This window comes from Pseudomonas sp. GW823-FHT03E05, assembly GCF_058796855.1.
Window position 1 is genome coordinate 142834 of the sequence record NZ_JBXAJB010000003.1, and the last position, 22446, is coordinate 165279.

At 64.5% G+C, this 22446-nt stretch carries 21 protein-coding genes and 1 pseudogene; 10 read left to right on the forward strand and 12 right to left on the reverse strand.

What is annotated here, in order from left to right; all coding sequences use genetic code 11:
* Positions 1 to 36: 36 nt before the first annotated feature.
* Positions 37 to 1137 (reverse strand): glycine betaine monooxygenase reductase subunit, encoded by a 1101-nt coding sequence (gbcB, locus tag AC1RCO_RS13610; protein WP_011063909.1) that lies wholly within the window; start codon positions 1135 to 1137, stop codon positions 37 to 39.
* A 291-nt stretch (positions 1138 to 1428) separates the two neighbouring features.
* On the opposite strand from gbcB, the gene gbca reads away from it, so the two are divergent.
* On the forward strand, positions 1429 to 2724 hold the full coding sequence (gene gbca / locus AC1RCO_RS13615; protein ID WP_011063910.1) for a glycine betaine monooxygenase oxygenase subunit: 1296 nt from the start codon (positions 1429 to 1431) through the stop codon (positions 2722 to 2724).
* A gap of 422 nt (positions 2725 to 3146) precedes the next feature.
* Here gbca and AC1RCO_RS13620 read toward each other — a convergent pair.
* From AC1RCO_RS13620 to AC1RCO_RS13650, 7 genes and pseudogenes are all read right to left on the reverse strand, one after another.
* Positions 3147 to 3442: pseudogene (locus AC1RCO_RS13620) on the reverse strand (hypothetical protein); the annotation flags it as partial.
* A 1157-nt stretch (positions 3443 to 4599) separates the two neighbouring features.
* The gene (gene etfB / locus AC1RCO_RS13625) at positions 4600 to 5370 is read right to left on the reverse strand and encodes an electron transfer flavoprotein subunit beta (RefSeq protein WP_342402937.1); all 771 of its coding nucleotides are present in this window, start codon (positions 5368 to 5370) and stop codon (positions 4600 to 4602) included.
* A gap of 9 nt (positions 5371 to 5379) precedes the next feature.
* Entirely contained in the window at positions 5380 to 6600 is a 1221-nt protein-coding gene (gene etfA / locus AC1RCO_RS13630) for an electron transfer flavoprotein subunit alpha (protein ID WP_015637306.1), read from the reverse strand.
* Positions 6600 to 8549 (reverse strand): dimethylglycine demethylation protein DgcB, encoded by a 1950-nt coding sequence (gene dgcB, locus AC1RCO_RS13635; protein ID WP_072443626.1) that lies wholly within the window; start codon positions 8547 to 8549, stop codon positions 6600 to 6602. The genes etfA and dgcB overlap by 1 nt, the downstream gene beginning before the upstream one ends.
* 114 nt (positions 8550 to 8663) lie before the next feature.
* Complete coding sequence (gene dgcA / locus AC1RCO_RS13640) at positions 8664 to 10724, reverse strand: dimethylglycine demethylation protein DgcA (RefSeq protein ID WP_065365108.1); 2061 nt, start codon at positions 10722 to 10724, stop codon at positions 8664 to 8666.
* 15 nt (positions 10725 to 10739) lie between these two features.
* A complete protein-coding gene (locus AC1RCO_RS13645; RefSeq protein WP_011063916.1) occupies positions 10740 to 11270 on the reverse strand; it encodes a 4-vinyl reductase in 531 nt (176 codons plus the stop codon).
* A 161-nt stretch (positions 11271 to 11431) separates the two neighbouring features.
* Positions 11432 to 12409: a dipeptidase gene (locus AC1RCO_RS13650; protein WP_011063917.1), complete on the reverse strand. Its 978-nt coding sequence runs from the start codon at positions 12407 to 12409 to the stop codon at positions 11432 to 11434.
* A gap of 235 nt (positions 12410 to 12644) precedes the next feature.
* Here AC1RCO_RS13650 and AC1RCO_RS13655 point away from each other — a divergent pair, with 235 nt between their 5' ends.
* Positions 12645 to 13046, forward strand: a complete 402-nt coding sequence (locus AC1RCO_RS13655; RefSeq protein ID WP_492617801.1) for a lysozyme inhibitor LprI family protein — start codon at positions 12645 to 12647, stop codon at positions 13044 to 13046.
* Positions 13047 to 13154: 108 nt separating this feature from the next.
* Here the strand turns inward: AC1RCO_RS13655 and AC1RCO_RS13660 are convergent, their stop codons facing one another.
* Genes AC1RCO_RS13660 through AC1RCO_RS13670 form a run of 3 tightly spaced genes read right to left on the reverse strand, consistent with a single transcriptional unit; the run spans position 13155 to position 15404 of the window.
* Positions 13155 to 13505 (reverse strand): hydroxyisourate hydrolase, encoded by a 351-nt coding sequence (locus tag AC1RCO_RS13660; RefSeq protein WP_065365107.1) that lies wholly within the window; start codon positions 13503 to 13505, stop codon positions 13155 to 13157.
* Entirely contained in the window at positions 13502 to 14011 is a 510-nt protein-coding gene (locus tag AC1RCO_RS13665; protein ID WP_041120175.1) for a nucleoside deaminase, read from the reverse strand. Before AC1RCO_RS13665 ends, AC1RCO_RS13660 begins: the two co-directional genes overlap by 4 nt.
* Before the next feature lie 55 nt (positions 14012 to 14066).
* The gene (locus AC1RCO_RS13670) at positions 14067 to 15404 is read right to left on the reverse strand and encodes a nucleobase:cation symporter-2 family protein (RefSeq protein WP_072451775.1); all 1338 of its coding nucleotides are present in this window, start codon (positions 15402 to 15404) and stop codon (positions 14067 to 14069) included.
* 181 nt (positions 15405 to 15585) lie between these two features.
* Between AC1RCO_RS13670 and AC1RCO_RS13675 the strand changes: the two genes are divergently transcribed.
* The 4 genes from AC1RCO_RS13675 to AC1RCO_RS13690 all read left to right on the forward strand — a co-directional run bounded on the left by AC1RCO_RS13675 (position 15586) and on the right by AC1RCO_RS13690 (position 17612).
* Complete coding sequence (locus AC1RCO_RS13675) at positions 15586 to 16500, forward strand: LysR family transcriptional regulator (RefSeq protein ID WP_011063922.1); 915 nt, start codon at positions 15586 to 15588, stop codon at positions 16498 to 16500.
* 99 nt (positions 16501 to 16599) lie between these two features.
* Positions 16600 to 16854 carry a type II toxin-antitoxin system RelE family toxin gene (locus AC1RCO_RS13680; RefSeq protein ID WP_011063923.1) on the forward strand — a complete coding sequence of 85 codons (255 nt, stop codon included), beginning with the start codon at positions 16600 to 16602 and terminating at the stop codon, positions 16852 to 16854.
* A complete protein-coding gene (locus AC1RCO_RS13685) occupies positions 16838 to 17161 on the forward strand; it encodes a helix-turn-helix domain-containing protein (protein ID WP_015637312.1) in 324 nt (107 codons plus the stop codon). The genes AC1RCO_RS13680 and AC1RCO_RS13685 overlap by 17 nt, the downstream gene beginning before the upstream one ends.
* 34 nt (positions 17162 to 17195) lie before the next feature.
* On the forward strand, positions 17196 to 17612 hold the full coding sequence (locus AC1RCO_RS13690) for a DUF3010 family protein (protein ID WP_011063925.1): 417 nt from the start codon (positions 17196 to 17198) through the stop codon (positions 17610 to 17612).
* Positions 17613 to 17649: 37 nt separating this feature from the next.
* On the opposite strand, the gene AC1RCO_RS13695 is transcribed toward AC1RCO_RS13690, so the two are convergent.
* Positions 17650 to 18609 carry a GlxA family transcriptional regulator gene (locus AC1RCO_RS13695; RefSeq protein ID WP_015637314.1) on the reverse strand — a complete coding sequence of 320 codons (960 nt, stop codon included), beginning with the start codon at positions 18607 to 18609 and terminating at the stop codon, positions 17650 to 17652.
* A 194-nt stretch (positions 18610 to 18803) separates the two neighbouring features.
* Between AC1RCO_RS13695 and AC1RCO_RS13700 the strand changes: the two genes are divergently transcribed.
* From AC1RCO_RS13700 to AC1RCO_RS13715, 4 genes are all read left to right on the forward strand, one after another.
* A complete protein-coding gene (locus AC1RCO_RS13700) occupies positions 18804 to 19748 on the forward strand; it encodes a choline ABC transporter substrate-binding protein (RefSeq protein WP_041120180.1) in 945 nt (314 codons plus the stop codon).
* 88 nt (positions 19749 to 19836) lie between these two features.
* Positions 19837 to 20724 (forward strand): 3-dehydrocarnitine:acetyl-CoA trimethylamine transferase CdhC, encoded by an 888-nt coding sequence (gene cdhC / locus AC1RCO_RS13705; protein ID WP_019095257.1) that lies wholly within the window; start codon positions 19837 to 19839, stop codon positions 20722 to 20724.
* Positions 20725 to 20883: 159 nt separating this feature from the next.
* On the forward strand, positions 20884 to 21849 hold the full coding sequence (locus tag AC1RCO_RS13710; protein WP_019095258.1) for an L-carnitine dehydrogenase: 966 nt from the start codon (positions 20884 to 20886) through the stop codon (positions 21847 to 21849).
* A 108-nt stretch (positions 21850 to 21957) separates the two neighbouring features.
* Positions 21958 to 22434 carry a thioesterase family protein gene (locus tag AC1RCO_RS13715; RefSeq protein ID WP_103408019.1) on the forward strand — a complete coding sequence of 159 codons (477 nt, stop codon included), beginning with the start codon at positions 21958 to 21960 and terminating at the stop codon, positions 22432 to 22434.
* Positions 22435 to 22446 lie beyond the last annotated feature (12 nt).

Sequence of the window (22446 nt, forward strand, 5' to 3'; positions counted from 1 at the left end):
TACAGCAAACGGATGCAGGGGCCGGTTTGCCGGCGATCAGAACTCCACGCGCACGTCGCCCTTGGGCACGCTGCAGCAGGACAGGATGTAGCCTTCGGCTTCGTCTTCCTCGGTGATCCCGCCGTTGTGCTCCATCTCCACCTCGCCCCCCAGCTTGAGCACCTTGCAGGTGCCGCAGATGCCCATGCCGCAGGCCTTGGGAATCATCAGGCCAAGCTTGGCGGCCGCCGCGTGCACGGTTTCTCCGGGGGCCACGCGGATGCTCTTGCCCGAAGCGGTGAACTCCACCTGATGCAGGTCCGCCAGGTCCGGCTCCGGCGCCTCGGCCGCCTGTTCGGCGTGTTCCACCGCATCGGCCCGGGCTTCGGCCGGGGTCGCGCCGAAGGATTCCTCGTGGTAGCGAGCCATGTCGAAACCGGCGGCTTCCAGCAGCCGCTTGACCGCGCTCATATAGGGCGTGGGGCCGCAGCAGAACACTTCCCGCTCCAGGAAATCCGGGGCCATCAACTCCAGCATCTTGTGGTTCAGGTAGCCGCGATAACCGGCCCAGGGCTCGCCCAGGCCGTGCTTTTCGCAGATCAGGTGCAGGCTGAAGTTGTCGATCCGCGAGGCCATGTGCTCCAGCTCGCGGTGGTAAATGATGTCCTTGGGGGAACGGGCGCTGTGGATGAACACCATGTCGACGTTGGCGTTGGTGTCGTAGAACCAGCGCGCCATGGACATCACCGGGGTAATGCCGACGCCGCCGCTGAGGTAGAGGATCTTCGGCGCCGGAAAGTCGATGGCGTTGAACAGCCCCACCGGCCCGTGCACCGCCAGTTCCTGGCCTTCGTGCAGGGTGTCGTGCAGCCAGTTGGAGACCTTGCCGCCGGGCACGCGCTTGATGGTCACCGAGAAGCTGTAGGGCACCGAAGGCGAGCTGGAGATGGTGTAGGAACGCATCACCGGCTGGCCCTCGATCTCCAGTTCCAGGGTGACGAACTGCCCCGGTTTGAAGAAGAACATGATCGGCTGGTCGGCCATGAAGCAGAAGGTCCGCACGTCCCAGGTTTCCTGGATGACTTTGACGCAACGGACGATGTGACGGCCATTGGCCCAGGTCTGGGTGGTTACCGGGTTGAGGAAGGTGTTGGACATGCTGTTCTCCACGGCCGACGGTCGGCGTCTTGTCAGCGATTCTGCGTAAGGCTTCTCGCGCCCATTTACCTATCTGCGACATTCACATGCTTATCGCGACCAGCCCCCAGCTGCCGGGGCTGGCGCGTCGGGAACAGATTGGGCCATGTCGCCCATGGATAAGGTTCTTGGCGCCTGCGGACCCACACTCGCCTCAACGACAACAGCCGTTTTTTTCGTGACTTGCGTAGCACCCACCGTAGCCACTAATTAATTCGCCGGCCGCACTGAACGGCCATGAGGACTTGAACGATGGACGTCACCGCAACCCTGAGCTTGGGCGATCCGCTGGAACCTGCACGCAAGGCCACTGCACAGATGCTGCAGGAACGTGAGCGGACCTTTTCCCTGCCGCAGCCGTTCTACTGCGATGAAAGGCTGTTCGATATCGACATGCAGGAGATCTTCCAGAAGGAATGGCTGATCGCCGGCATGACCTGCGAGATCCCTACCAAGGGCAACTACATCACCCTGCAGATCGGCAAGAACCCGATCATCGTCATCCGCGGCGCCGACGGCGTGGTCCACGCCTTCCACAACGTCTGCCGCCACCGCGGCTCACGGCTGTGCACCAGCGACAAGGGCAAGGTCGCCAAGCTGGTCTGCCACTACCACCAGTGGACCTACGAACTGGACGGCCGCCTGCTGTTCGCCGGCACCGAAATGGGCGCCGACTTCGACATGAAGCAATACGGCCTGAAACCGGTGAACGTGAAGACCGCCGGCGGCTACATCTTCATCTCCCTGGCCGAGAACCCGCCGGCCATCGACGACTTCCTGGCGACCCTGGCCCATTACATGGAGCCCTACGACATGGAGAACACCAAGGTGGCGGTGCAGACCACCTTGCATGAAAAGGCCAACTGGAAGCTGGTGCTGGAGAACAACCGCGAGTGCTACCACTGCGGCGGCTCGCACCCCGAATTGCTGAAAACCCTGCTGGAATGGGACGACGTCACCGACCCGCGGGCCGACCAGGCGTTCAAGGACCACGTGGCCGCCTCCGCTGCCGCCTGGGAAGCCGAGAAGATCCCTTACGCCCACGCCAGCTTCGGCCTGCGCAACCGCATCGTGCGCATGCCGCTGCTCAAGGGCACCGTGTCCATGACACTGGACGGCAAGCAGGGCTGCGCCAAACTCATGGGCCGGATCAAGAACCCGGACCTGGGCTCGATGCGCATCCTGCACCTGCCCCACTCGTGGAACCACTGCATGGGCGACCACATCATCGTGTTCACCGTGTGGCCCATCAGCGCGCAGGAAACCATCGTCACCACCAAGTGGATCGTGCACAAGGACGCCGTGGAAGGCGTGGACTACGACGTCGAACGCATGCGCCAGGTGTGGGACGCCACCAACGCCCAGGACCGGCGCCTGGCGGAAGAGAACCAGCGCGGCATCAACTCCACCGCCTACCAGCCCGGCCCGTACTCCAAGACCTACGAGTTCGGCGTGGTCAACTTCGTCGACTGGTACAGCGAGCGCATGCTGAGCAACCTGGGGGCGGAACCGGCGCCTTACCTCAAGGGTGTTCCGGTCACCGGCTGACACTGCAAGCACCGCAGCGGCTACAAGGCTTATGTAGCCGCTGCCGCAGGCTGCGAACGGCTTGGGCGGCATTCCGACGCAGCAGGCGCAGCGATCTTGAGAGCGCCTGGGTCCGGCGGAAAGCCGTCAAGCAAGGTCCTGCGGACCTTGTCGCAGCCTCGCGGGCTCGGCAGCGGCTACAGGGCCTTCAGGGCCTTCAGGGCCGCGACCAGCTGACCGCGCCGGTCTCGCCGATGAAGGTCTCGCTGATCTGCGGGCCGTCCAGCCTCACCTTCACATAGCCATTGCGCACCCGTAGCGGGTAGTTCGGATCGTCTGCCGAAAGGGTTTCCGACCATTGCACCTGGGTGTTGCCCTTCAGTTCGCTGGTAACGCCATAGGGAATCGCCCCATGGCCGATGCAGCGCCCATACATGCCGTCCCTGGGCGCTGTCCAGGTACTGGAAGCGCACGATCCAGCCGTCGCCGTCACGCTCCAGATGGCGCACCTGGGCCTGGCAGAAAATCTGCGCACCGTGATTGCGGTGGTGTTCTTGGCCTTGTTGTTACAGCCCCAGACGCAGTCGCCACAGTGGTTGCACGGCAGTTGCTCGCCCCCGACGTGGTTGAGGTTGTTGGGCAACTTGGCGAAGATCACGTTGATCGGCGGCTTGTAGAAACGCGCCTCCTGCTTGAGAAAGTCCGCGGACTTCTGGTTGGCCTGGAGCTTGGCCAGGGAAACACAAACTGTGGAAAAAGTGCCAACCGGCGGCAGCCCGGGGGCGCAGCTATAGGCGGGCGCGCTGGTTGGTGGCGCGGCGGCGGGTGCGTCGAGGGAGAAAGGCGCGGATCGCAGAAGCCTGCGATAAACGACAGTCCATTGCCTGAGCTCCCGAGAACCGGATGTGGATAAGTAACTGCCAAGTCCTTGTGGCATCAGTGAAGACAGGCCACTTGCCAGTGTCAAGGCAGCCATTAGAGCTGTATGAAATTTGATCTATTGCCGTGCAAGCCATGGATTACAAGGGGTGCAGCCTTCGACGAACACCTTATCCACACCTTGGCCCACAGCAACTGTGGGCAAGTTCCTCTGGCATGGGGATATTTCGCCGGGCAATGGCAATAAAATCCGTGACTTATGTAGAAAGTGCTGTTTTACAAGACATTGATCATTTTTTGAACATAGCCATCAAAGCCACGTATTCAGAGGGCTACAGAGGAAGGCGAACACCTTATCCACAGAACGGCCAACAGACTTTGGGGGCAACTCGGGTGCACGAGTCATGCACTGTGGAAAACCGCCAGAAGCCGCGCATTATCAGGGGCACGCCAGGATATTCTGCGGAAAAACCAGCATTTGGTCGTTTTTTGAACAAAAGCTTGAAAGCCCCGTTCTGCAAGGGATACAGCGCTAAGCGAACATCTTATCCACAGAAGCGCCAACAGACTTTGGGGGCAACTGCTGTGCAAAAGTCTGCCCGAGGGTTTTCCCATCATGGAAAAAACGCCATAAAAAACGCCGACTTAGCCTGATCAAAAATCGTACAGGCGGCGCCAGGGCCCGCTGCACAAGGGCTGGAGCGAGGCGCGAACACCTTATCCACAGGTCCGCACACAGGGATTGTGAGTAACCCTACCCCCCTGTCGCGAAAGACGGCCGGGAATTGTGCAAAACCGCGGCGGCCTCTTCGCCGGTAAGCCGGCTCCTACAAGGCATCGGTGCATTTCCCCTTGTGGGAACTGGCTTGCCAGCGCACGGCTGCGCCCGGGAATTGTGCAAAACCGCGCTGGCCTCTTCGCCGGCAAGCCGGCTCCTACAGGACATGGGTGCATTTCCCCCGTAGGAGCTGGCTTGCCAGCGAACAGCGGTGCCAGGGGTTGTGCATAACCCTGAGGTCAGCGCACTACGCCTTCTTCGATGAGCAATTTGAGAATGGCTTCGGCACCCGCCTCAGGGCTGACGCCCTTGAGTACCTGGCCGGTGCCGCCGCTGGCCTTGGCGGTAGCGGCTTTCATGCGGTCGGCGCCGCTCTTGGCCTTGATCACTTTCAGGCGCTTGGGGCGCGGCTTGGCCGGCTGCAGGCTGGAGCCTGTGAACAACTCGTCCTCCACCACCAGCACCTGGTCGGTTTCGAGCAGGCCCCGGCGCGCCGGGCCGTAGGCGCTCTGGCGCGGCTTGGGTGCGGCGTTATCCACAGTGGCGAGGAATGGCAGGCGCACCTTGAGCCGGCGTCGCTGGCCGCGAGGCAAGGCTTGCAGGACATGGGCCACGCCATCGCCCAGGGACTCGACCTGGGCCAGCCCCACCACCAGCGGCCAGCCGAGGTTTTCCGCCAGCAGGAATGGCAGCATCCCCGAGCCCTCGCCGGTTTCCGCCTGGCTGCCGGTGAGCACCACCTGGGCGCCGGCATGACGCAGGTACTGGGTCAGTGCCGGCAGGGCATCGGCGCCCGCCGGCTGCTCCAGCACATGCAGCTGTTCCAGGCCCATGCCCAGGTAGGCGCGCAGGGCCGGTTCGGCTACATCGCCGGCATGCAGCACCTGCAACTGCGCACCGGCCAGTTGCAGGCCCAGTTCCACTGCCCGGGCATCCTGTTCGGCACGCCGCGGGCGGCCGGAGGTGGGGTGGGCGCCAATCGAAATCAGGCTGATTACATTGCTGTGCATAACATCCCCTTAAGCCGCATCGCGCTTGGCGTCGTTGCGGTAGGCCGCTACCGCCGCGATCAAGGCCTTGAGAATCTCCGCGCTGTCGCCAATCACCGACAGGTCGGCACGCTTGATCATGTCGCAACCCGGGTCGAGGTTGATCGCCACCACCTTGTCGCAGGCACCAATGCCTTGCAGGTGCTGGATCGCTCCGGAAATCCCCACCGCCACATAGACCCGCGCGGTGACCCAGATACCACTGGCCCCCACTTGCCGGTCGCGGGCCATGAAGCCGTCGTCCACCGCCACCCGCGAAGCACCTTCGGTGGCCCCCAGGGCGGCGGCGGTCTGGTGAAACAGCGGCCAGTCCTTGACCCCGTTGCCCCCGGAAAAGATGAACTCGGCCTCGGCCATGGGAATCGCCGCCGGGTCCACCGCCACTGCGCCCAGGTCTTCGATCCGCGCCAGGCTGCGGGCCACGCTTGTGGATAACTCCACCGGCAAGGCTTCGTGGCGGGTTTCGCTGACTGGCTCCGCGCATTCGGCGGCGGCCAGGATCAAGCGCGCGACCGGCCGCGCCAGGTCCTGCAGGCCGGCGCCGGCACGGCCGATGCACTGCCCGTCCTTGACCTGCCAGACCCGGGTCGCCGGGCGTTCGCCCAGGGCCGCGGCAAAGCGCCGGCCCAGTTCGCCGCCGCCGGTGCGGCTGTCGGGCAGCAGCCAGTGGCGCGGGCTGAACTGGTTATCCACAGCCCGCAGGCCCTGCACCCGTTGTTCCGGTGCATAACCTTCGAACTCGCTGCCTTGCAGCACCAGCAGGCGGTCGACACCCGCGGTGGCGAAGGCCGATTCCTTGTGTTCGCCGAACACCACCGCCAGCACCGCGCCGTCCTGGCCCGCCAACTGATGGGCCAGGCCCAGCAGGTCGCGGTCGTGGCTGCTCAGGCGGCCACCGACCATGTCCGGCACCACGCTGATGTAGAACGCCGGCTGCGCCACTTGATGCAGCGGCAACTGCACCTCAGCCGCTGCCGTGCGCTTGGCGCTGCCGCCCTGCTGGGCGCCACTGCGGTCGATGCGCTTGAGGCCGTTGGGGCCGATGAAACCGATGCCGTGGGGGTTCTTGCGGATCAGGCCATTGGGCCCCATCCAGCTGTGTTGCGCCGGCTGCATGGCCGCGTGCAGCGGGTGCAGGCGGTTGCGGGCGATCCACTCGGCCCGGGGATCGCGGCGGATAATGTCGCTCATCAGTGCACCTCCGCAGGTTCAGGTTTCACCGACGCCGGCGCTTTGCTCGGGGCGGCGTCTTCGAGCAAGGCATCGGCTACCAGTTCGGCGATGTCCTTGATCATCGGCCGCGGCTCCACCACCCCTTCGAGCATCGCCGTGCACTGTGGACAACCCACGGCCACCAGCTCGGCGCCGGTTTCGCGGATGTCCTGCATGCGCATGTCGGGAATCCGTTGCTTGCCCGGAATGTCGGTGATCGGCGCGCCGCCGCCACCGCCGCAGCAACGGGAACGGAAGCCCGAGCGCTGCATTTCCTTGATCTCGATGCCCAGGGCACGCAGTACGTCCCGAGGGGCTTCGTACTCACCGTTGTAACGACCCAGGTAGCAAGGATCGTGATAGGTCACGCTGCTGCCCTTGTGCTGGCCCAGGTTCAGCGCACCGGCGCCGATCAGCTCGGCCAGGTAGGTGCTGTGGTGCTGCACCAGGTAGTTGCCATCGAAGGCGCCGTACTCGTTCTTCAGCACATGGAAACTGTGGGGATCGCAGGTGACGATGCGCTTGAAGCGGTACTTGGCCAGGGTCTGGATGTTGCGCTTGGCCAGCAGCTGGAAAGTCGCTTCGTCGCCCAGGCGCCGGGCCACGTCACCGCTGTCGCGCTCTTCCAGGCCGAGCACGGCGAAGTCCACCTTGGCCGCCTTGAGCACTTTGACAAAGGCCCGCAGGGTGCGCTGGTTGCGCATGTCGAAGGCGCCGTCGCCGACCCAGAACAGCACGTCGGTGCTTTGTTTGTCGCTGAGCAAGGACAGGTTCAGGTCCGCCGCCCAGTTCATCCGCCCGCCGGGGTTGAAGCCGCCGGGGTTGTCGGTGGCAATGAGGTTTTCCAGGACCTCGGCGCCCTTGTTCGGCGTGGCGCCCTTCTCCAGGGTCAGGTGGCGACGCATGTCGACGATGGCATCGACGTGCTCGATCATCATCGGGCATTCCTCGACACAGGCCCGGCAGGTGGTGCAGGACCACAGGGTCTCGGCGTCCACCAGGCCGTTGACGATGGGCTGGTGCGGGTTGCCGCCGTGTTCGCCGATGGCCTTGCCAGGGTACGGGCTGCCAGCGAACTGCGCGTCGGTACCGCCGGCCAGGCCGACCACCATGTCCTGGATCAGTTTCTTCGGGTTCAGCGGCTGGCCGGCGGCGAAGGCCGGGCACGCCGCCTCGCACTTGCCGCACTGCACGCAGGCGTCGAAGCCCAGCAACTGGTTCCAGGTGAAGTCCTTCGGCTTTTCCACCCCCAAAGGCGCGTTCGGGTCTTCCAGGTCCAACGGTTTGAGGCCGGTGGAGCGTCCGCCACCAAAGCGCTCGGCGCGCCGGTGCCAGGCCAGGTGCAGGGCGCCAGCGAAGGCGTGCTTCATCGGCCCGCCCCAGGTCATGCCGAAGAACAGCTCGGACACGCCCCAGAGCACACCCAGCGCAAGCAGCGCCGCCAGCAGCCAGCCACCGAAGTTTTCCGGAAGGATCCCGGCCACCGGCAGGGTCGCCACGAAGAAGCTCACGGAGAATGCCAGCAGGCTTTTGGGCAGGCGCATCCACGGCCCTTTGGACAGCCGCGCCGGCGGGTTGCGCCGGCGCTTGGCGACGAACAGCGCGCCGACGAACATCAGCGTGGTGGCCAGCAGCAAGGCATAACCCAGGATGCGGTTGTGCAGGCCGAAACCGTGCACCAGGATCGCCAGCACGGCGGCCAGGACAAAGCCCCCCGCCGTGGCCACGTGGGTGTTGGCCATGTATTTGTCCCGGGCCACCACGTGGTGCAGATCCACCATGTAGCGCTTGGGCATGGCCAGCAGGCCGCCAATCAGATCGACCTTGGAGGCTCGCCCCCGGCGCCACATGGCCACGCGTCGCAGCGCGCCAAGGACCGCAAGGCCGATGGCGGCGAACAACAGAATGGGAAGAAGGGTGTTCAACATGGTGGAGCTCCCAAAGACCTGGGGCCTTGTAGGAGCTGGCTTGCCAGCGATCAGGCAGCACGCGGTATCTCGCCAGTGCCGATCGCCGGCAAGCCGGCTCCTACAGGAAGTGGCTTAGAAATCCTTGCACAGGCGCAGTGCGTCGTAGATCGCGGCATGGGTGTTGCGCTGGGACACGCAGTCGCCGATGCGGAACAACAGGTAGCCCTCCCCCGTCTCGCTCAGGCACGGCTGCGGCTTGATCGCGAACAGCGCCTCGACGTCCATCTGGCCCTTGTTACGCGAACCTTCCTTGAGCCCGTAGTAGAGCTCTTCGTCAGGACGCACGCCGTTTTCCACCACCACCTGGTCCACCACCCGTTCTTCCCGGGCGCCGGTGTATTCGTTTTCCAGCACCGCCACCAGCTTGTCGCCCTCGCGGTACACCTTCTCCAGGGTCAGGTCCCCGGTCATGATCACTTCCTTGGGGTACAGGCTGCGGTAGTAGGTAGGGAACGAGGTGCCGCCCACGGCGATGCCCGGCTTGATGTCGTCGGTGACGATTTCCACTTGCGAACCCTTGTCGGCGATGAAGTCGGTGACCGACATGCCGGTGAACTCACAGATGGTGTCGTACACCAGCACGTTCTTGCCCGGCGCCACCTTGCCGTCGAGGATGTCCCAACTGCTGACCACCAACCCTTCGGCGGCGCCCCAGTGCTCGTTCTGCTCGATGAACGGATGGCCGCCCACGGCCAGCACCACCACGTCGGGGCGCAGGTCGAGGATGGTCGCGCTGTCCGCCGCGGTGCCCAGGCGCAGGTCGACTTTCAGGCGCGCCAGCTCCAGCTGGTACCAGCGGGTGATACCGGCGATCTGGTCCCGTTGCGGCGCCTTGGAGGCCGTGGTGATCTGCCCGCCAATGGCTTCCTTCTTCTCGAACAGGGTCACGTCATGGCCGCGTTCGGCGGCGACGCGAGCGGCTTCCATACCGGCAGGACCGGCACCGACCACCACCACCTTGCGCTTGATGCCGGTGGTTTTCTCGATGATGTGCGGCACGCCCATGTATTCACGGGACGTGGCGGCGTTCTGGATGCACAGCACGTCCAGGCCCTGGTACTGGCGGTCGATGCAGTAGTTGGCGCCGACGCACTGCTTGATCTGGTCGATCTGGCCCATCTTGATCTTGGCGATCAGGTGCGGGTCGGCCATGTGCGCGCGGGTCATGCCGACCATGTCGACGTAACCGCCTTCGAGAATCCGCGTGGCCTGGTTCGGGTCCTTGATGTTCTGTGCGTGCAGCACCGGCACCTTGACCACTTCCTTGATGCCCGCCGCCAGGTGCAGGAACGGCTCCGGCGGGAAGCTCATGTTGGGGATCACGTTGGCCAGGGTGTTGTGGGTGTCGCAGCCCGAACCCACCACGCCGATGAAGTCCAGCATGCCGGTGTCGTCGTAGTACTTGGCGATCTGCTTCATGTCCTCATGGGACAGGCCGTCCGGGTGGAACTCGTCGCCGCACAGGCGCATGCCCACGCAGAAGTCGTCGCCCACTTCAGCGCGTACCGCCTTGAGCACTTCCAGGCCGAAACGCATGCGTTTCTCGAAGGTGCCGCCCCATTCGTCGGTGCGCTTGTTGACCCGTGGGCTCCAGAACTGGTCGATCATGTGCTGGTGCACCGCCGACAGCTCGACACCGTCCAGGCCACCGGCCTTGGCCCGGCGCGCGGCCTGGGCGTAGTTGCCGATCACCCGCCAGATCTCCTCCGGCTCGATGGTCTTGCAGGTGGCGCGGTGCACTGGCTCGCGCACCCCGGACGGCGACATCAGGGTCGGCCAGTTGAAACCGTCCCAGCGCGAGCGCCGGCCCATGTGGGTAATCTGGATCATGATCTTGGCGCCATGCTTGTGCATAGCGTCAGCCAGGTTCTGGAAATGCGGGATGATCCGGTCGGTGGACAGGTTGACCGAGCTCCACCATTCCTGTGGGCTGTCGATGGCCACCACCGAGGAACCACCACAGATCGCCAGGCCGATGCCGCCCTTGGCCTTTTCCTCGTAGTACTTCACATACCGTTCGGTCGTCATGCCGCCGTCAGTCGCGTAGACCTCGGCGTGCGCGGTGCTCAGCACACGGTTGCGGATGGTCAGTTTGCCGATCTGGATCGGCTGGAACATCGCTTCGAAAGCCATTTTTCTTAACTCCGCTTACAACGGTTTGACGACGAACAGGCCATCGTCGTGGCCTTCTTCGGAACCACCGTAAACCTGCTCTGCCACGGTGCGGATCTTGCTGCCACGGGCCGCCAGGATCTGGTCCATGGCACCGGCGAACCAGCCGGTGAACATGTAGTCCACCTTGCGCCCGACCTTGCCGTACACGTAGACGAAGGCCGAGTGTTCGAGCTTGACGCTGGCGGTGCCTTTATCCAGGTCGATGTCCTGGATCTTGAACAGGCCCCAGCCGCGCTGGGACAGGCGCTTCATGTAGTGCTCGAACACCGCGACGCCTTCCAGGCCGTGGCATTCGGCTTCTTTTTCGCACCAGTGCCAGGCGGACTTGTAGCCGGCCTTGTAGAGGATCTCGGCGTAGGCATCGGCGCCCAACACCTCCTCGATGCCCATGTGGTTGTTGACGAAGAAATGCCGTGGCACGTAGAGCATCGGCAGGGCGTCGGAGGTCCAGACACCGGTTTCGCTGTCGACTTCGATAGGCAATTGCGGGGCGATCTTGGCCATGTTTCAAAACTCCGGAATTCTGTGGATAAGTACGTCTGTAGCCGCTGCCGCAGGCTGCGAAAAGGCTCGAAGAGCCTTCCGAGGGCCGCAAGAGCGCGTCTCCTTCGGAGCCGATCGCAGCCTGCGGCAGCGGCTACAGGAATGTGCTGTGGGGGGTGGCCTTATTCGCCCCAGACGTCCTTCAGGACGCTGACCCAGTTCTCGCCCATGATCTTGCGCACCACGCGCTCGCTGTGGCCGCGCTTGAGTAGGGTCTCGGTGAGGTTGGGGAACTCGCCCACGGTACGGATGCCCAGGGGATTGATGATCTTGCCGAAGTTGGTCAGGCGCCGGGCGTAGCCCTTGTCGTGGGTCAGGTATTCGAAGAAGTCCTGACCATGGCCCTGGGTGAAGTCGGTGCCGATGCCAATCGAATCTTCACCGACGATGTTCATGGTGTATTCGATGGCTTCGGCGTAGTCGTCGATGGTCGAATCGATGCCCTTGGCCAAAAACGGCGCGAACATGGTCACGCCGACGAAACCGCCGTGGTCGGCGATGAATTTCAGTTCGGCATCGGACTTGTTGCGCGGGTGCTCCTTGAGCCCCGACGGCAGGCAGTGGGAGTAGCAGACCGGCTTCTTGGATTCGAGGATCACTTCCTCGCTGGTCTTGGAACCAACGTGGGACAGGTCGCACATGACCCCGACGCGGTTCATCTCGGCGACGATCTCGCGGCCGAACCCGGAGAGCCCGCCATCACGCTCGTAGCAGCCGGTGCCCACCAGATTCTGGGTGTTGTAGCACATCTGCACGATGCCCACGCCCAGCTGTTTGAACACCTCGACGTAGCCGATCTGGTCTTCGAAGGCATGGGCATTCTGGAAGCCGAAGAGGATGCCGGTCTTGCCCAGCTCCTTGGCCTTGCGAATGTCCGCGGTGGTGCGCACGGGCATCACCAGGTCGCTGTTTTCGCGTATCAGCTTCTGGCTGGAGGCAATGTTGTTGACCGTGGCCTGGAAACCTTCCCAAACCGACACGGTGCAGTTGGCTGCGGTCAGGCCGCCCTTGCGCATGTCCTCGAACAGCTCGCGGTTCCACTTGGCAATGATCAGCCCGTCGATAACGATGCTGTCGGCGTGTAGTTCGGCTGGGCTCATCAGGCTGTCCCCTTATTGGCGATTCATGCGCCGAATCGTCTGCCGGCGCTTTGGGGTCAGCATATGCTTGAGGGCCGGGGCGCCTGGGTGCAAAAACGACAGGGGAATTGCCGAAAGCGTCAAGCGCCGACAAAGGGCCGGACGGAGGGCACGGGTGGCCTCTGTTCTTTGCCCAGGGCTTGCGCCAGAATTCGCCGCTTCAACGAAAGCGTCACTGGATGAGGGCAGCGCTGCAATGAAACTGATCTTCCTGGCCTTGTTACTGATAACGACAGGCGTACAGGCGGCCGAAGAGGCCGACAACACGCCCTGCGACGGCGTGGAAAACGACGTGCAGACCCTGGAATGCGCGACCTACAACAGGACCACCGCCGAACAGTTGCTGGGCGACAACGTGCAGAGCCTGCTGGAACGCCTGGGTACCCTCTATGGCAGCGACAAAGGGCAACTGGCCGACATCAGCGCCAAGGTCAAAAATGCCCAGCAACTGTGGCAGAAGCAGCGCGATGCCGACTGCGCGATGGAGTCCTTTCCGGCCAAGCCCGGCACCAAGGCCTACACCATCGCCACCAATGACTGCCTGGCGCGCATGAGCGACGAACGCTCGGAGTTCATCGAATCCATCGCCCAGGAATGACCCGCCACCGCTAGGAGCGGGCCGGCCCGCGAAAAGCGCTCTGGCGAACCGGTTGTGGTGGCTGCGAGCGTTTTGCGAGCAAGCTCGCTCCTACAGGTCAGCGCCGGGTCAGGCGCCACCGCGAAAGCAGGACACGCCCCAGGCGGTGAGCTTGAACGGCAGGTGGTAGTGCTGGCGCGGATCATCCAGGCCGAAGCGGTACACCAGCACCTCGAGGAAGGCCACCGGCGGCAGCGCCTGGCCTTGCTCGCGATAGAACGCCGCCACGTCCAGCTCCACTTCGTAGACGCCCTGGCCGAAGCTCGCCGAGCGCTCGGCAAGCTCGCTCAGCAAGCCGTCGCCGGCAATTCGCCCTGCGCAGAGCAGCTCGCCGCCCAGGCGGCGCACCCGCACCGCCATGCCTTCGGCCACCTTGCCGCTGGCGACGTCCACCACATGGATGGATAGGCCGCCGTTCATTTCCAGAAGCCCTTGTGCGCCAGCGCGGCCTCGCTCTCAAGCATCGGCCCGAACACCGGGATCTGCCGCTGCCCACGGGCGAACACTTCGCGGCACGGCAGGGAAAAGGTCGGGTTTTCCGGGTGGTCGCCGGTCAACTCCAGCAGCTCATGTTCGGACAAGGCGTAGACCACCCGACCAATGCCGGTCCAGTAGATGGCCCCGGCGCACATGCAGCAGGGCTCGGCGCTGGTGTACAGGGTGCACTCGGCCAGGGCCTGGGGGCTGAGGCGCTTGGCCGCCAGCGCCGCTGCCGCCAGCTCGGCGTGCTGGGTCGGGTCGCCTTCGGGGGGCATCGAGTTGTTGCCGGCGCTGGCGATGACCTTGCCGTCGCGATCGGCCACCAGGGCGGCGAACGGATGACGGCCGCGGGCCTTGGCCTCTTCGGCGAGCTGGATGCTCTGGCGCAGCAGGTGCAGGTCCAGTTCGGTGACGCCGGCAGGGATGGAAGAAAGAATCTGGGTCATCTTGACCTCCTTTTCATGGGCAGGAGCCGCCACAGCAATGGCGGCGAGAAAAACGTCAGTCATTGAGCTCGACATGGGCTGCCAGCACCTGGGTGGCGGCCTCACGGGGGTTGAGCAGCAGGTTGAGAACGATGGCGGTGATGGCGCCAAGGAAGATGCCGCTTTCCAGCACCAGCCTGAGGGGACCGTGCAGATGGGCGAACAGCGCCGGGAAGGACATCGGCAGCACCCCGACGCTGACCGACACCGCCACCACGATGGCGTTGCGCGTACCTTCGAACGGCACCCGCGACAGTTCCTGGATGCCGGCCACTGTAGTCATGCCGAACATCACGATGGCGCAACCGCCAAGCACCGGGGTCGGCACCGCGGCCACCAGGGCACCCAGCTTGGGAAACAGCCCCATGAGCACCATGATTGCCCCGGCCGCAGCCACCACGAAGCGGCTCTTGACCCTGGACAGCGCGATCAGCCCGGTGTTCTGGGTAAAGGCGTTGTAGGGAAAGCTGTTGAACAGGCCGCCGAGCAGGGTCGACAGGCCATCGGCGCGGAACGCATCGCCCAGGGTGCGCTGGGTGGTCGGCTTGCCGGTGAGCTTGCCGATGGCCAGGCAGTTGCCGGTGGTCTCGGCCATGATCACCAGCATCGCCAGGGTCATGATCAGGATCGGCACCAGGGAAAACTGTGGAGCCCCAAACGCCATGGGCCGGCTCAGTTCGAACCAGGCCGCCTGGCTCACCTGGGCAAAGTCGGTCATGCCGAACGCCGCGGCGATCAAGCTGCCCACCAGCAAGCCGATGAGCACGCTGAGGTTGCCGATAAAGCCCGAGAACTTGCCGTAGATCACCAGCGTCACCGCTACCGTGGCCAGCCCCAGCAGCAGGTTGGCCGGCGCGCCGAAATCGTCCGCCGCGGGGTTGCCGCCGCCGAGCCAGATCGCCGCTGCCGGCATCAGGGAAATGCCGATGATGGTGATCAGGCTGCCGATCACTACGGGCGGGAAAAACCGCAGCAAACGGCTGAACAGCGGCGCCAGGGCAATGGTGATGACGCCTGCGGCGATCACCGCGCCGAACACCTCGGTCAGGCCGAACTGCTTGCCGATCATGATCATCGGTGCCAGGGCGATGAACGAACAGCCCTGGATCAACGGCAGCCGCGCGCCAAAACGCCAGAACCCCAGGGTCTGGACCAGGGTGGCGATGCCCGAGGTCAGCAGGTTGGCGTTGATCAATAGCACCACCTGCGCCGGGGTCAGGCCCAGGGCATTGCCTAGAATCAACGGCACCGCCACCGCACCGGCATACATCACCAGCACATGCTGCAGGCCGAAGGTGAACAGCTGGCGGACGGGCAGGACCTCGTCCACGGGATGCACGCGGGAAATTGTCATGTCGCAGGTCTCCTGAAGGTGCAGCTTTTGCTTTTGTTTTGGCAGGCATCCGGGGCAAGCGCCGCCGGCAGGAAGTACGGACGTCGGGGCCATGATCTGTGCTTGAATACGATGAAACAAATGAGCAGCCATCGTTTTTAACGATGGATCAGACAGCCCTCTTCCAGGGCCGGGAGCCGCGATGCGCTTTTCGCTGGATCAACTGCAGATGTTCGTACAGGCCGCGCAAAGCGGCTCGTTCTCGGCCGCCGCACGCAAGCTGGGCAAGACCCAGTCCACGGTCAGCGTGGCCATCGGCAACCTGGAGGCGGATCTGGGGGTCGAGCTGTTCGACCGCAGCGCTCGCAGCCCGGTGCTGACGGCCACCGGGCAGAAGATGCTGCTGCAGGCCGAGGCGGTGCTGGAGCGCTGCCTGACCCTGCAGGCCAACGCCGACTGCCTGTCGCAGGTGGTGGAGCCACACCTGTCGATCGTCATCGAAACCCCCTATGGCCCGCTGATGCCGGCCCTGCGGGAGTTCGAACAGGCCTTTCCCTATGTCGACCTGCTGATCCGCCACCCGCTGTCCGGGGACGCCAGCGAGCTGGTGGCCCGGGGTGAGGCGGTGCTGGGCATCGCCTTCTCGCAACCGGGCTACCCCCAGGAGCTGGAGTTCCAGCAATTGGGCAAGCTGATCATGTTGCACGTCTGCCACCCGGACCACCCGCTGGCGCAGCTCGACAGCGTGACCTTCGACGACCTGCATGTGCACCGGCGCCTGGCCTTCAGCGCCCACGCCAACAAGCTGCCCAGCAGCGAATACCTGCGCTCCACCCAGCTGTGGCAGGCGGAAAACTACCTGGCGCTGCTGGAAATGGTCCGCGCCGGCCTGGGCTGGGCCACCCTGCCGCGGCAACTGATCCAGCGTGAACTGGCCAAGGGCGAGCTGGTGGAACTGCAACTGGGGGCCTACCCCCATACCGACTGGCTGATCGGCGTCGACCTGCTCTGGGCCCGACAACGGGTGATGGGCAAGGCCGAGCGCTGGCTCAAGGAGCGGCTGCTGCGCCAGAAGGTGTACGAGGTGGACCGGCGCGGGCAGTCCACGACCTGGTAATGCTGGCGCGGGCAACAAAGGGACAAGGTTCTGCACTTGGCCGGGCAGGAAATATAAGCAAGGATTCGCATTCCTTATAAAAGACTTATATAGTCCGCCATGAACGAGATCCTCTGGAGTAGAAAAGCGGTCAAGCAGTTGATGCGACTGCACCACGAGCATCAGGTCCAGGTTCGCGATGCGATTGCCCTGCTGGCCGACATGCCCGCCAGTGGCAACGTCAAAGCCCTGTCCGGCCACACTTATGCCTATCGTCTTCGGGTCGGGCAGTACCGGGTCCTGTTCGACTGGGACGGAGCCATACACATCGTCAGTGTTCAAGAGGTCAAGAAACGTGATGAACGTACCTACTGACATCCAGATCATCCACGGCCCGGACGGCAGCCCGGCATTCGTGGTGATTCCCTACGCGCAGTACATGGCGCAGTACAAGGAAGCCGATCTGATACCCCATGACGTGGTCAGCCGCATGGTCGACGGCGCCACGCCGATCCGCGCCTGGCGCGAGCACCTGCACCTCACCCAGGACGAAGTCGCCAGGCGCCTGGGGATCTCCCAGCCGGCCTTTGCCCAGCAGGAAAGCGTCGCCCGGCCGCGCCGGGCCACCCGGGAAAAGATCGCCGCCGCCTTCGGCATACGCGCCGACCAGCTGGAGCTGTAAGCTGCGCCTCACTCACTGATTGAAAGGGTTCCCCATGAGCATCTGCGGTATCGAGATCAAAGGCAGCGAAGCCATCTTCGCCCTCGCCACCCTGCAAGACGGCGCGGTGCAACACCAGCCGCTGGCCACCAAGAAAATCGCCCTGGAAGACGATGACGAGGCCGCCAACGTCAAGGCCTTCGCCAGCCAGGTCGGGGCCTTCGTGCGCGAACACGGGATCACCCGCATCGCCATCAAGAAGCGCAGCAAGAAAGGCGAGTTCGCCGGCGGCCCCACCACCTTCAAGATCGAAGGCGTGTTTCAGTTGCTGGAGAATTGCGAGGTGACCCTGCTGTCGCCCCAGACCATCAACGCCCAGTACAAGAAGCACGGCTTCGCTCTGGCCGCGAGCCTCAACAAATACCAGCACGAAGCCTACAAAGCCGCCTGCGCCGCCCTGCTGAAAAAGTAACCGTAGGAGCCGGCTGGCCGGCGCTACCGAGCCCGAGTCAAGCCAGCTCGCGGCCGCCGCCCGACGGGCGCCGGTCTTCCCGCGGGCACCGCACGAAACGCGCGCGGTAACTGCGGGTGAAGTAGGACGGCGATTCAAACCCACAGGCAATGCTCACCTCCAGCACGCTCATGTCGGTCTGGCGCAGCAGTTTGCGGGCTTTCTCCAGGCGCAGGCCCAGGTAGAAATTGCTCGGGGTGTCGTTGAGGTGCAGGCGGAACAGGCGCTCCAGCTGGCGCCGGGTGACCTTGATCGACTCGGCCAGGGCCAGGGTGCTCAGGGGCGGTTCACTGTGCTGTTCCATTTCGCCGATCACCTGCACCAGCTTCTTGTTGCTGATGCCGTAGCGGCTGGCGACTTCCATGCGCTGGTGATCCTTGCGCGGGCGGATGCGCCCCAGCACGAACTGCTCGCTGACCTGGACCGCCAGTTGCGGGCCGTGGGCCTGGGCGATCAGGTCGAGCATCATGTCGATGGACGCCGTGCCGCCGGCACAGGTGATGCGCCGTCGATCGATCTCGAACAGCTCCTGGGTCACGCTCAGTTGCGGGTAGGACTCCTTGAAGGCCTCGATGGCCTCCCAGTGCAAAGTCACCCGGTGCCCCTCCAGCAAACCGCTCTCGGCGAGGATCACGCTACCGGTGTCGATCCCGCCCAGGGTCACGCCCTCCACCTCCAGCCGCCGCAACCAGTGCTCCAGGGCCGGGGTGAGAAACTTCAACGGCTCGAAACCGGCCACCACCCACAAGGTTGCGCCTTTCTTCAGCGGCTCCAGGGCCGCATCGACATTCACCGACATGCCATTGCTGGCCAGCACCGCGCCGCCGTCGGCGCTCAGCACATGCCAGCGGTACAGCTCGCCACGAAAGCGGTTGGCCACCCGTAGCGGCTCGATGGCCGAGATGAAACCGATGGCGGAAAACCCCGGCATCAGCAGGAAATAGAAGTCCTGGGACATGCAACGCACTCCGGTGACGGCCAGCGTGGGCCTTGTGATACGCCAAATGCCCCCATGCCACAAGGGGGCAGGTCGCTGCAGTGCAAGAGTCGGTCGCCGCTGTGCGCTTGCCACCGGCGGCGCCTGCGTACCTTGGCAACACCTGCGCACAAAGACGCCGGGACCGACAATAACGACCTGCCGAGGAAAGCATCATGAAACGACTGATCAGCAGCTGTGTGCTTGCGCTTAGTGGTAGCGTTTTTCTGAGCAGCGGGGCCCTGGCCGCCGATGCCGCCAGTTGCCAGAACGTGCGCCTGGGCGTGGTCAACTGGACCGACGTGATCGCCACCAGCGCCCTGACCCAGGTCCTGCTCGACGGCCTCGGCTACAAGACCAAGCAGACCAGTGCTTCCCAGCAGATCATCTTCGCCGGCATCCGTGACCAGCGCCTGGACCTGTTCCTGGGCTACTGGAACCCGCTGATGACCCAGACCATCACCCCCTTCGTCGACGCCAACCAGGTCAAAGTCCTGGCCGAACCGAGCCTCAAGGACGCCCGCGCCACCCTGGCCGTGCCGGCCTACCTGGCGGACAAGGGGCTGAAGACCTTTGCCGACATCGCCAGGTTCCAGAAGGAACTGGGGGGCAAGATCTACGGCATCGAACCGGGTTCGGGAGCCAATACCCAGATCAAGGAAATGATCGCCAAGAACCAGTTCGGCCTGGGCAAGTTCCAGTTGGTGGAGTCCAGTGAGGCGGGCATGTTGTCGGCGGTGGCCCGGGCGGTGAAACGCAACGAGGCCATCGTGTTCTTCGGCTGGGCGCCGCACCCGATGAACGTCAACTTCAAGATGACCTACCTCAGCGGCAGCGAAAACGCCCTGGGGCCCAACGAAGGCCAGGCCACGGTGTGGACCGTCACCGCGCCTGACTACGCCGAGCAGTGCCCGAACGTGCACCGGCTGTTGACCAACCTGACCTTCAGCGCCGAAGACGAGAGCCGCATGATGCAGCCGCTGCTGGATCACAAGGATGCCCTGGAATCCGCGCGGCAATGGCTCAAGGACCACCCGCAGGACCAGCAGCGCTGGCTGGAAGGGGTCACCACCTTCGATGGCAAGCCGGCCGCCGAGCACCTGCAACTGACCAGCAAATAAGCCACCGCCACTGCCGCCCCGCAGCCCGCCCTGGGCTGCGCACGGCCACCTCACGCCCTCAGCAAACACGCCTGTAAGGAACCGCACCATGAACCACGACGTCATCATCACCTGCGCACTCACCGGTGCTGGCGACACAACCGCCAAGAGCCCGCACGTGCCGGTCACCCCGAAACAGATCGCCGCGGCCGCCGTAGAAGCCGCCAAGGCCGGCGCCACCGTGGTGCACTGCCATGTGCGCGACCCCGCCACCGGCAAGTTCAGCCGCGATGTGGCGCTGTACCGCGAAGTGATGGAACGGATCCGCGAGGCCGACATCGACATCATCGTCAACCTCACCGCCGGCATGGGCGGCGACCTGGAGATCGGCGGCGGCGAGAACCCCATGGAGTTCGGCCCCAACACCGACCTGGTCGGCCCCTTGACCCGCCTGGCCCACGTCGAGGAATTGCTGCCGGAGATCTGCACCCTGGACTGCGGCACCCTGAACTTCGGCGACGGCGACACCATCTACGTCTCCACCCCGGCCCAACTGCGGGCCGGCGCCAAGCGTATCCAGGAGCTGGGAGTGAAGGCCGAGCTGGAAATCTTCGACACCGGGCACCTGTGGTTCGCCAAGCAGATGATCAAGGAAGGCCTGCTGGACAACCCGCTGTTCCAGCTGTGCCTGGGCATTCCCTGGGGCGCCCCGGCGGACACCACCACCATGAAGGCCATGGTCGACAACCTGCCGGCGGACGCAGTCTGGGCCGGCTTCGGGATTGGCCGCATGCAGATGCCCATGGCTGCGCAAGCGGTGCTGCTGGGGGGCAACGTGCGGGTCGGCCTGGAAGACAACCTGTGGCTGGATCGCGGCGTGCTCGCCACCAACGGCCAACTGGTGGAACGGGCCACGGAAATCCTCAGCCGCCTCGGCGCCCGGGTCCTGACCCCGGCCGAAGGTCGGCAGAAAATGGGCCTGAAGCAACGCGGCTGACCCCAATCCACCTCTCCCCCCGTAGGAGCGAGCTTGCTCGCGAAGAGGCCGTCACATCCGAGCTCGTAGCAGCCGGCGTGCCGGCGAAGGGGCCCGCAAGGCCGCCAATAGCTTCGCTGGCAAGCCAGCTCCTACGAACTCTTTATCCAGGAAGACGCGATGACTTTTATTACCGATATCAAAACTTTCGCCGCCCTGGGCAGCGGCGTGATCGGCAGCGGCTGGGTGGCCCGAGCCCTGGCCCACGGCCTCGACGTAGTGGCCTGGGACCCGGCGCCCGGCGCCGAAGCGGCCCTGCGCAAGCGCGTCGCCAACGCCTGGGGCGCGCTGGAAAAACAAGGGCTGGCCCCCGGAGCATCACAACAGCGCCTGCGCTTCGTCGACACCATCGAGGAGTGCGTGAAGGATGCCGACTTCATCCAGGAAAGCGCTCCCGAACGCCTGGAGCTCAAGCTGGAACTGCACAGCAGAATCAGCGCCGCGGCCAAGCCTGAGGCGCTGATCGGCTCCAGCACCTCGGGCCTTTTGCCCAGCGAATTCTACGAGGGCTCGACCCACCCGGAACGCTGCGTGGTGGGCCACCCGTTCAACCCGGTGTACCTGCTGCCACTGGTGGAGGTGGTGGGCGGCAAGCGCACCGCGCCCGAAGCGGTCCAGGCCGCGATCAAGGTCTATGAATCCCTGGGGATGCGCGCCCTTCACGTGCGCAAGGAAGTACCCGGGTTCATCGCCGACCGTCTTCTCGAAGCGCTGTGGCGCGAGGCCCTGCACCTGGTCAACGACGGCGTGGCGACCACCGGGGAAATCGACGATGCGATCCGCTTTGGCGCCGGCCTGCGCTGGTCGTTCATGGGCACCTTCCTCACCTACACCCTGGCGGGCGGCGACGCCGGCATGCGCCACTTCATGGCCCAGTTCGGCCCGGCGCTGCAACTGCCCTGGACCTACCTGCCGGCCCCGGAGCTGACCGACAAGCTGATCGACGACGTGGTCGAAGGCACCGCCGAGCAACTGGGCACCCACAGCATTGCGGCCCTGGAGCGCTATCGTGATGACTGCCTGCTGGCGGTGCTGGAGGCGGTGAAAACCACCAAGGCCAAACACGGCATGCACTTTCACGACTAACCCAACCCCGTAGGAACTGGCTTGCCGGCGAACGGGCCGCCAAGCCAGGCGCAAACCCAACGGACACCTTCGCCGGCAAGCCGGCTCCTACCGTTATCCGGTGACCTTATGCCTGCCCTGACCACCTACAGCACCCGCATCATCAGCGACTGGGTCGATTACAACGGCCATCTGCGCGATGCCTTCTACCTGCTGATCTTCAGCTATGCCACTGACGCCCTGATGGATCGCCTGGGGCTCGACAGCGACAACCGCGAAGCCAGCGGCCACTCGCTGTTCACCCTGGAACTGCACCTGAACTACCTGCATGAGGTGAAGCTCGACACCGAGGTCGAAGTGCGCACCCAGGTCATCGGCCACGATCGCAAGCGCCTGCACCTCTACCACAGCCTGCACAGACTCGATGATCCCCGGGAGCTGGCAGGCAACGAGCAAATGCTGCTCCACGTCGACCTGGCCGGGCCGCGTTCGGCGCCGTTCAGCGAGCCGGTGCTGCAACGCCTGCAAACCCTGGCCGCCGAGCAGGCGGACCTGCCGCGCCCGGCCTGCCTCGGCCGGGTGATCGCCCTGCCCGCGGCAAAATAGCCCTCAGAAGAA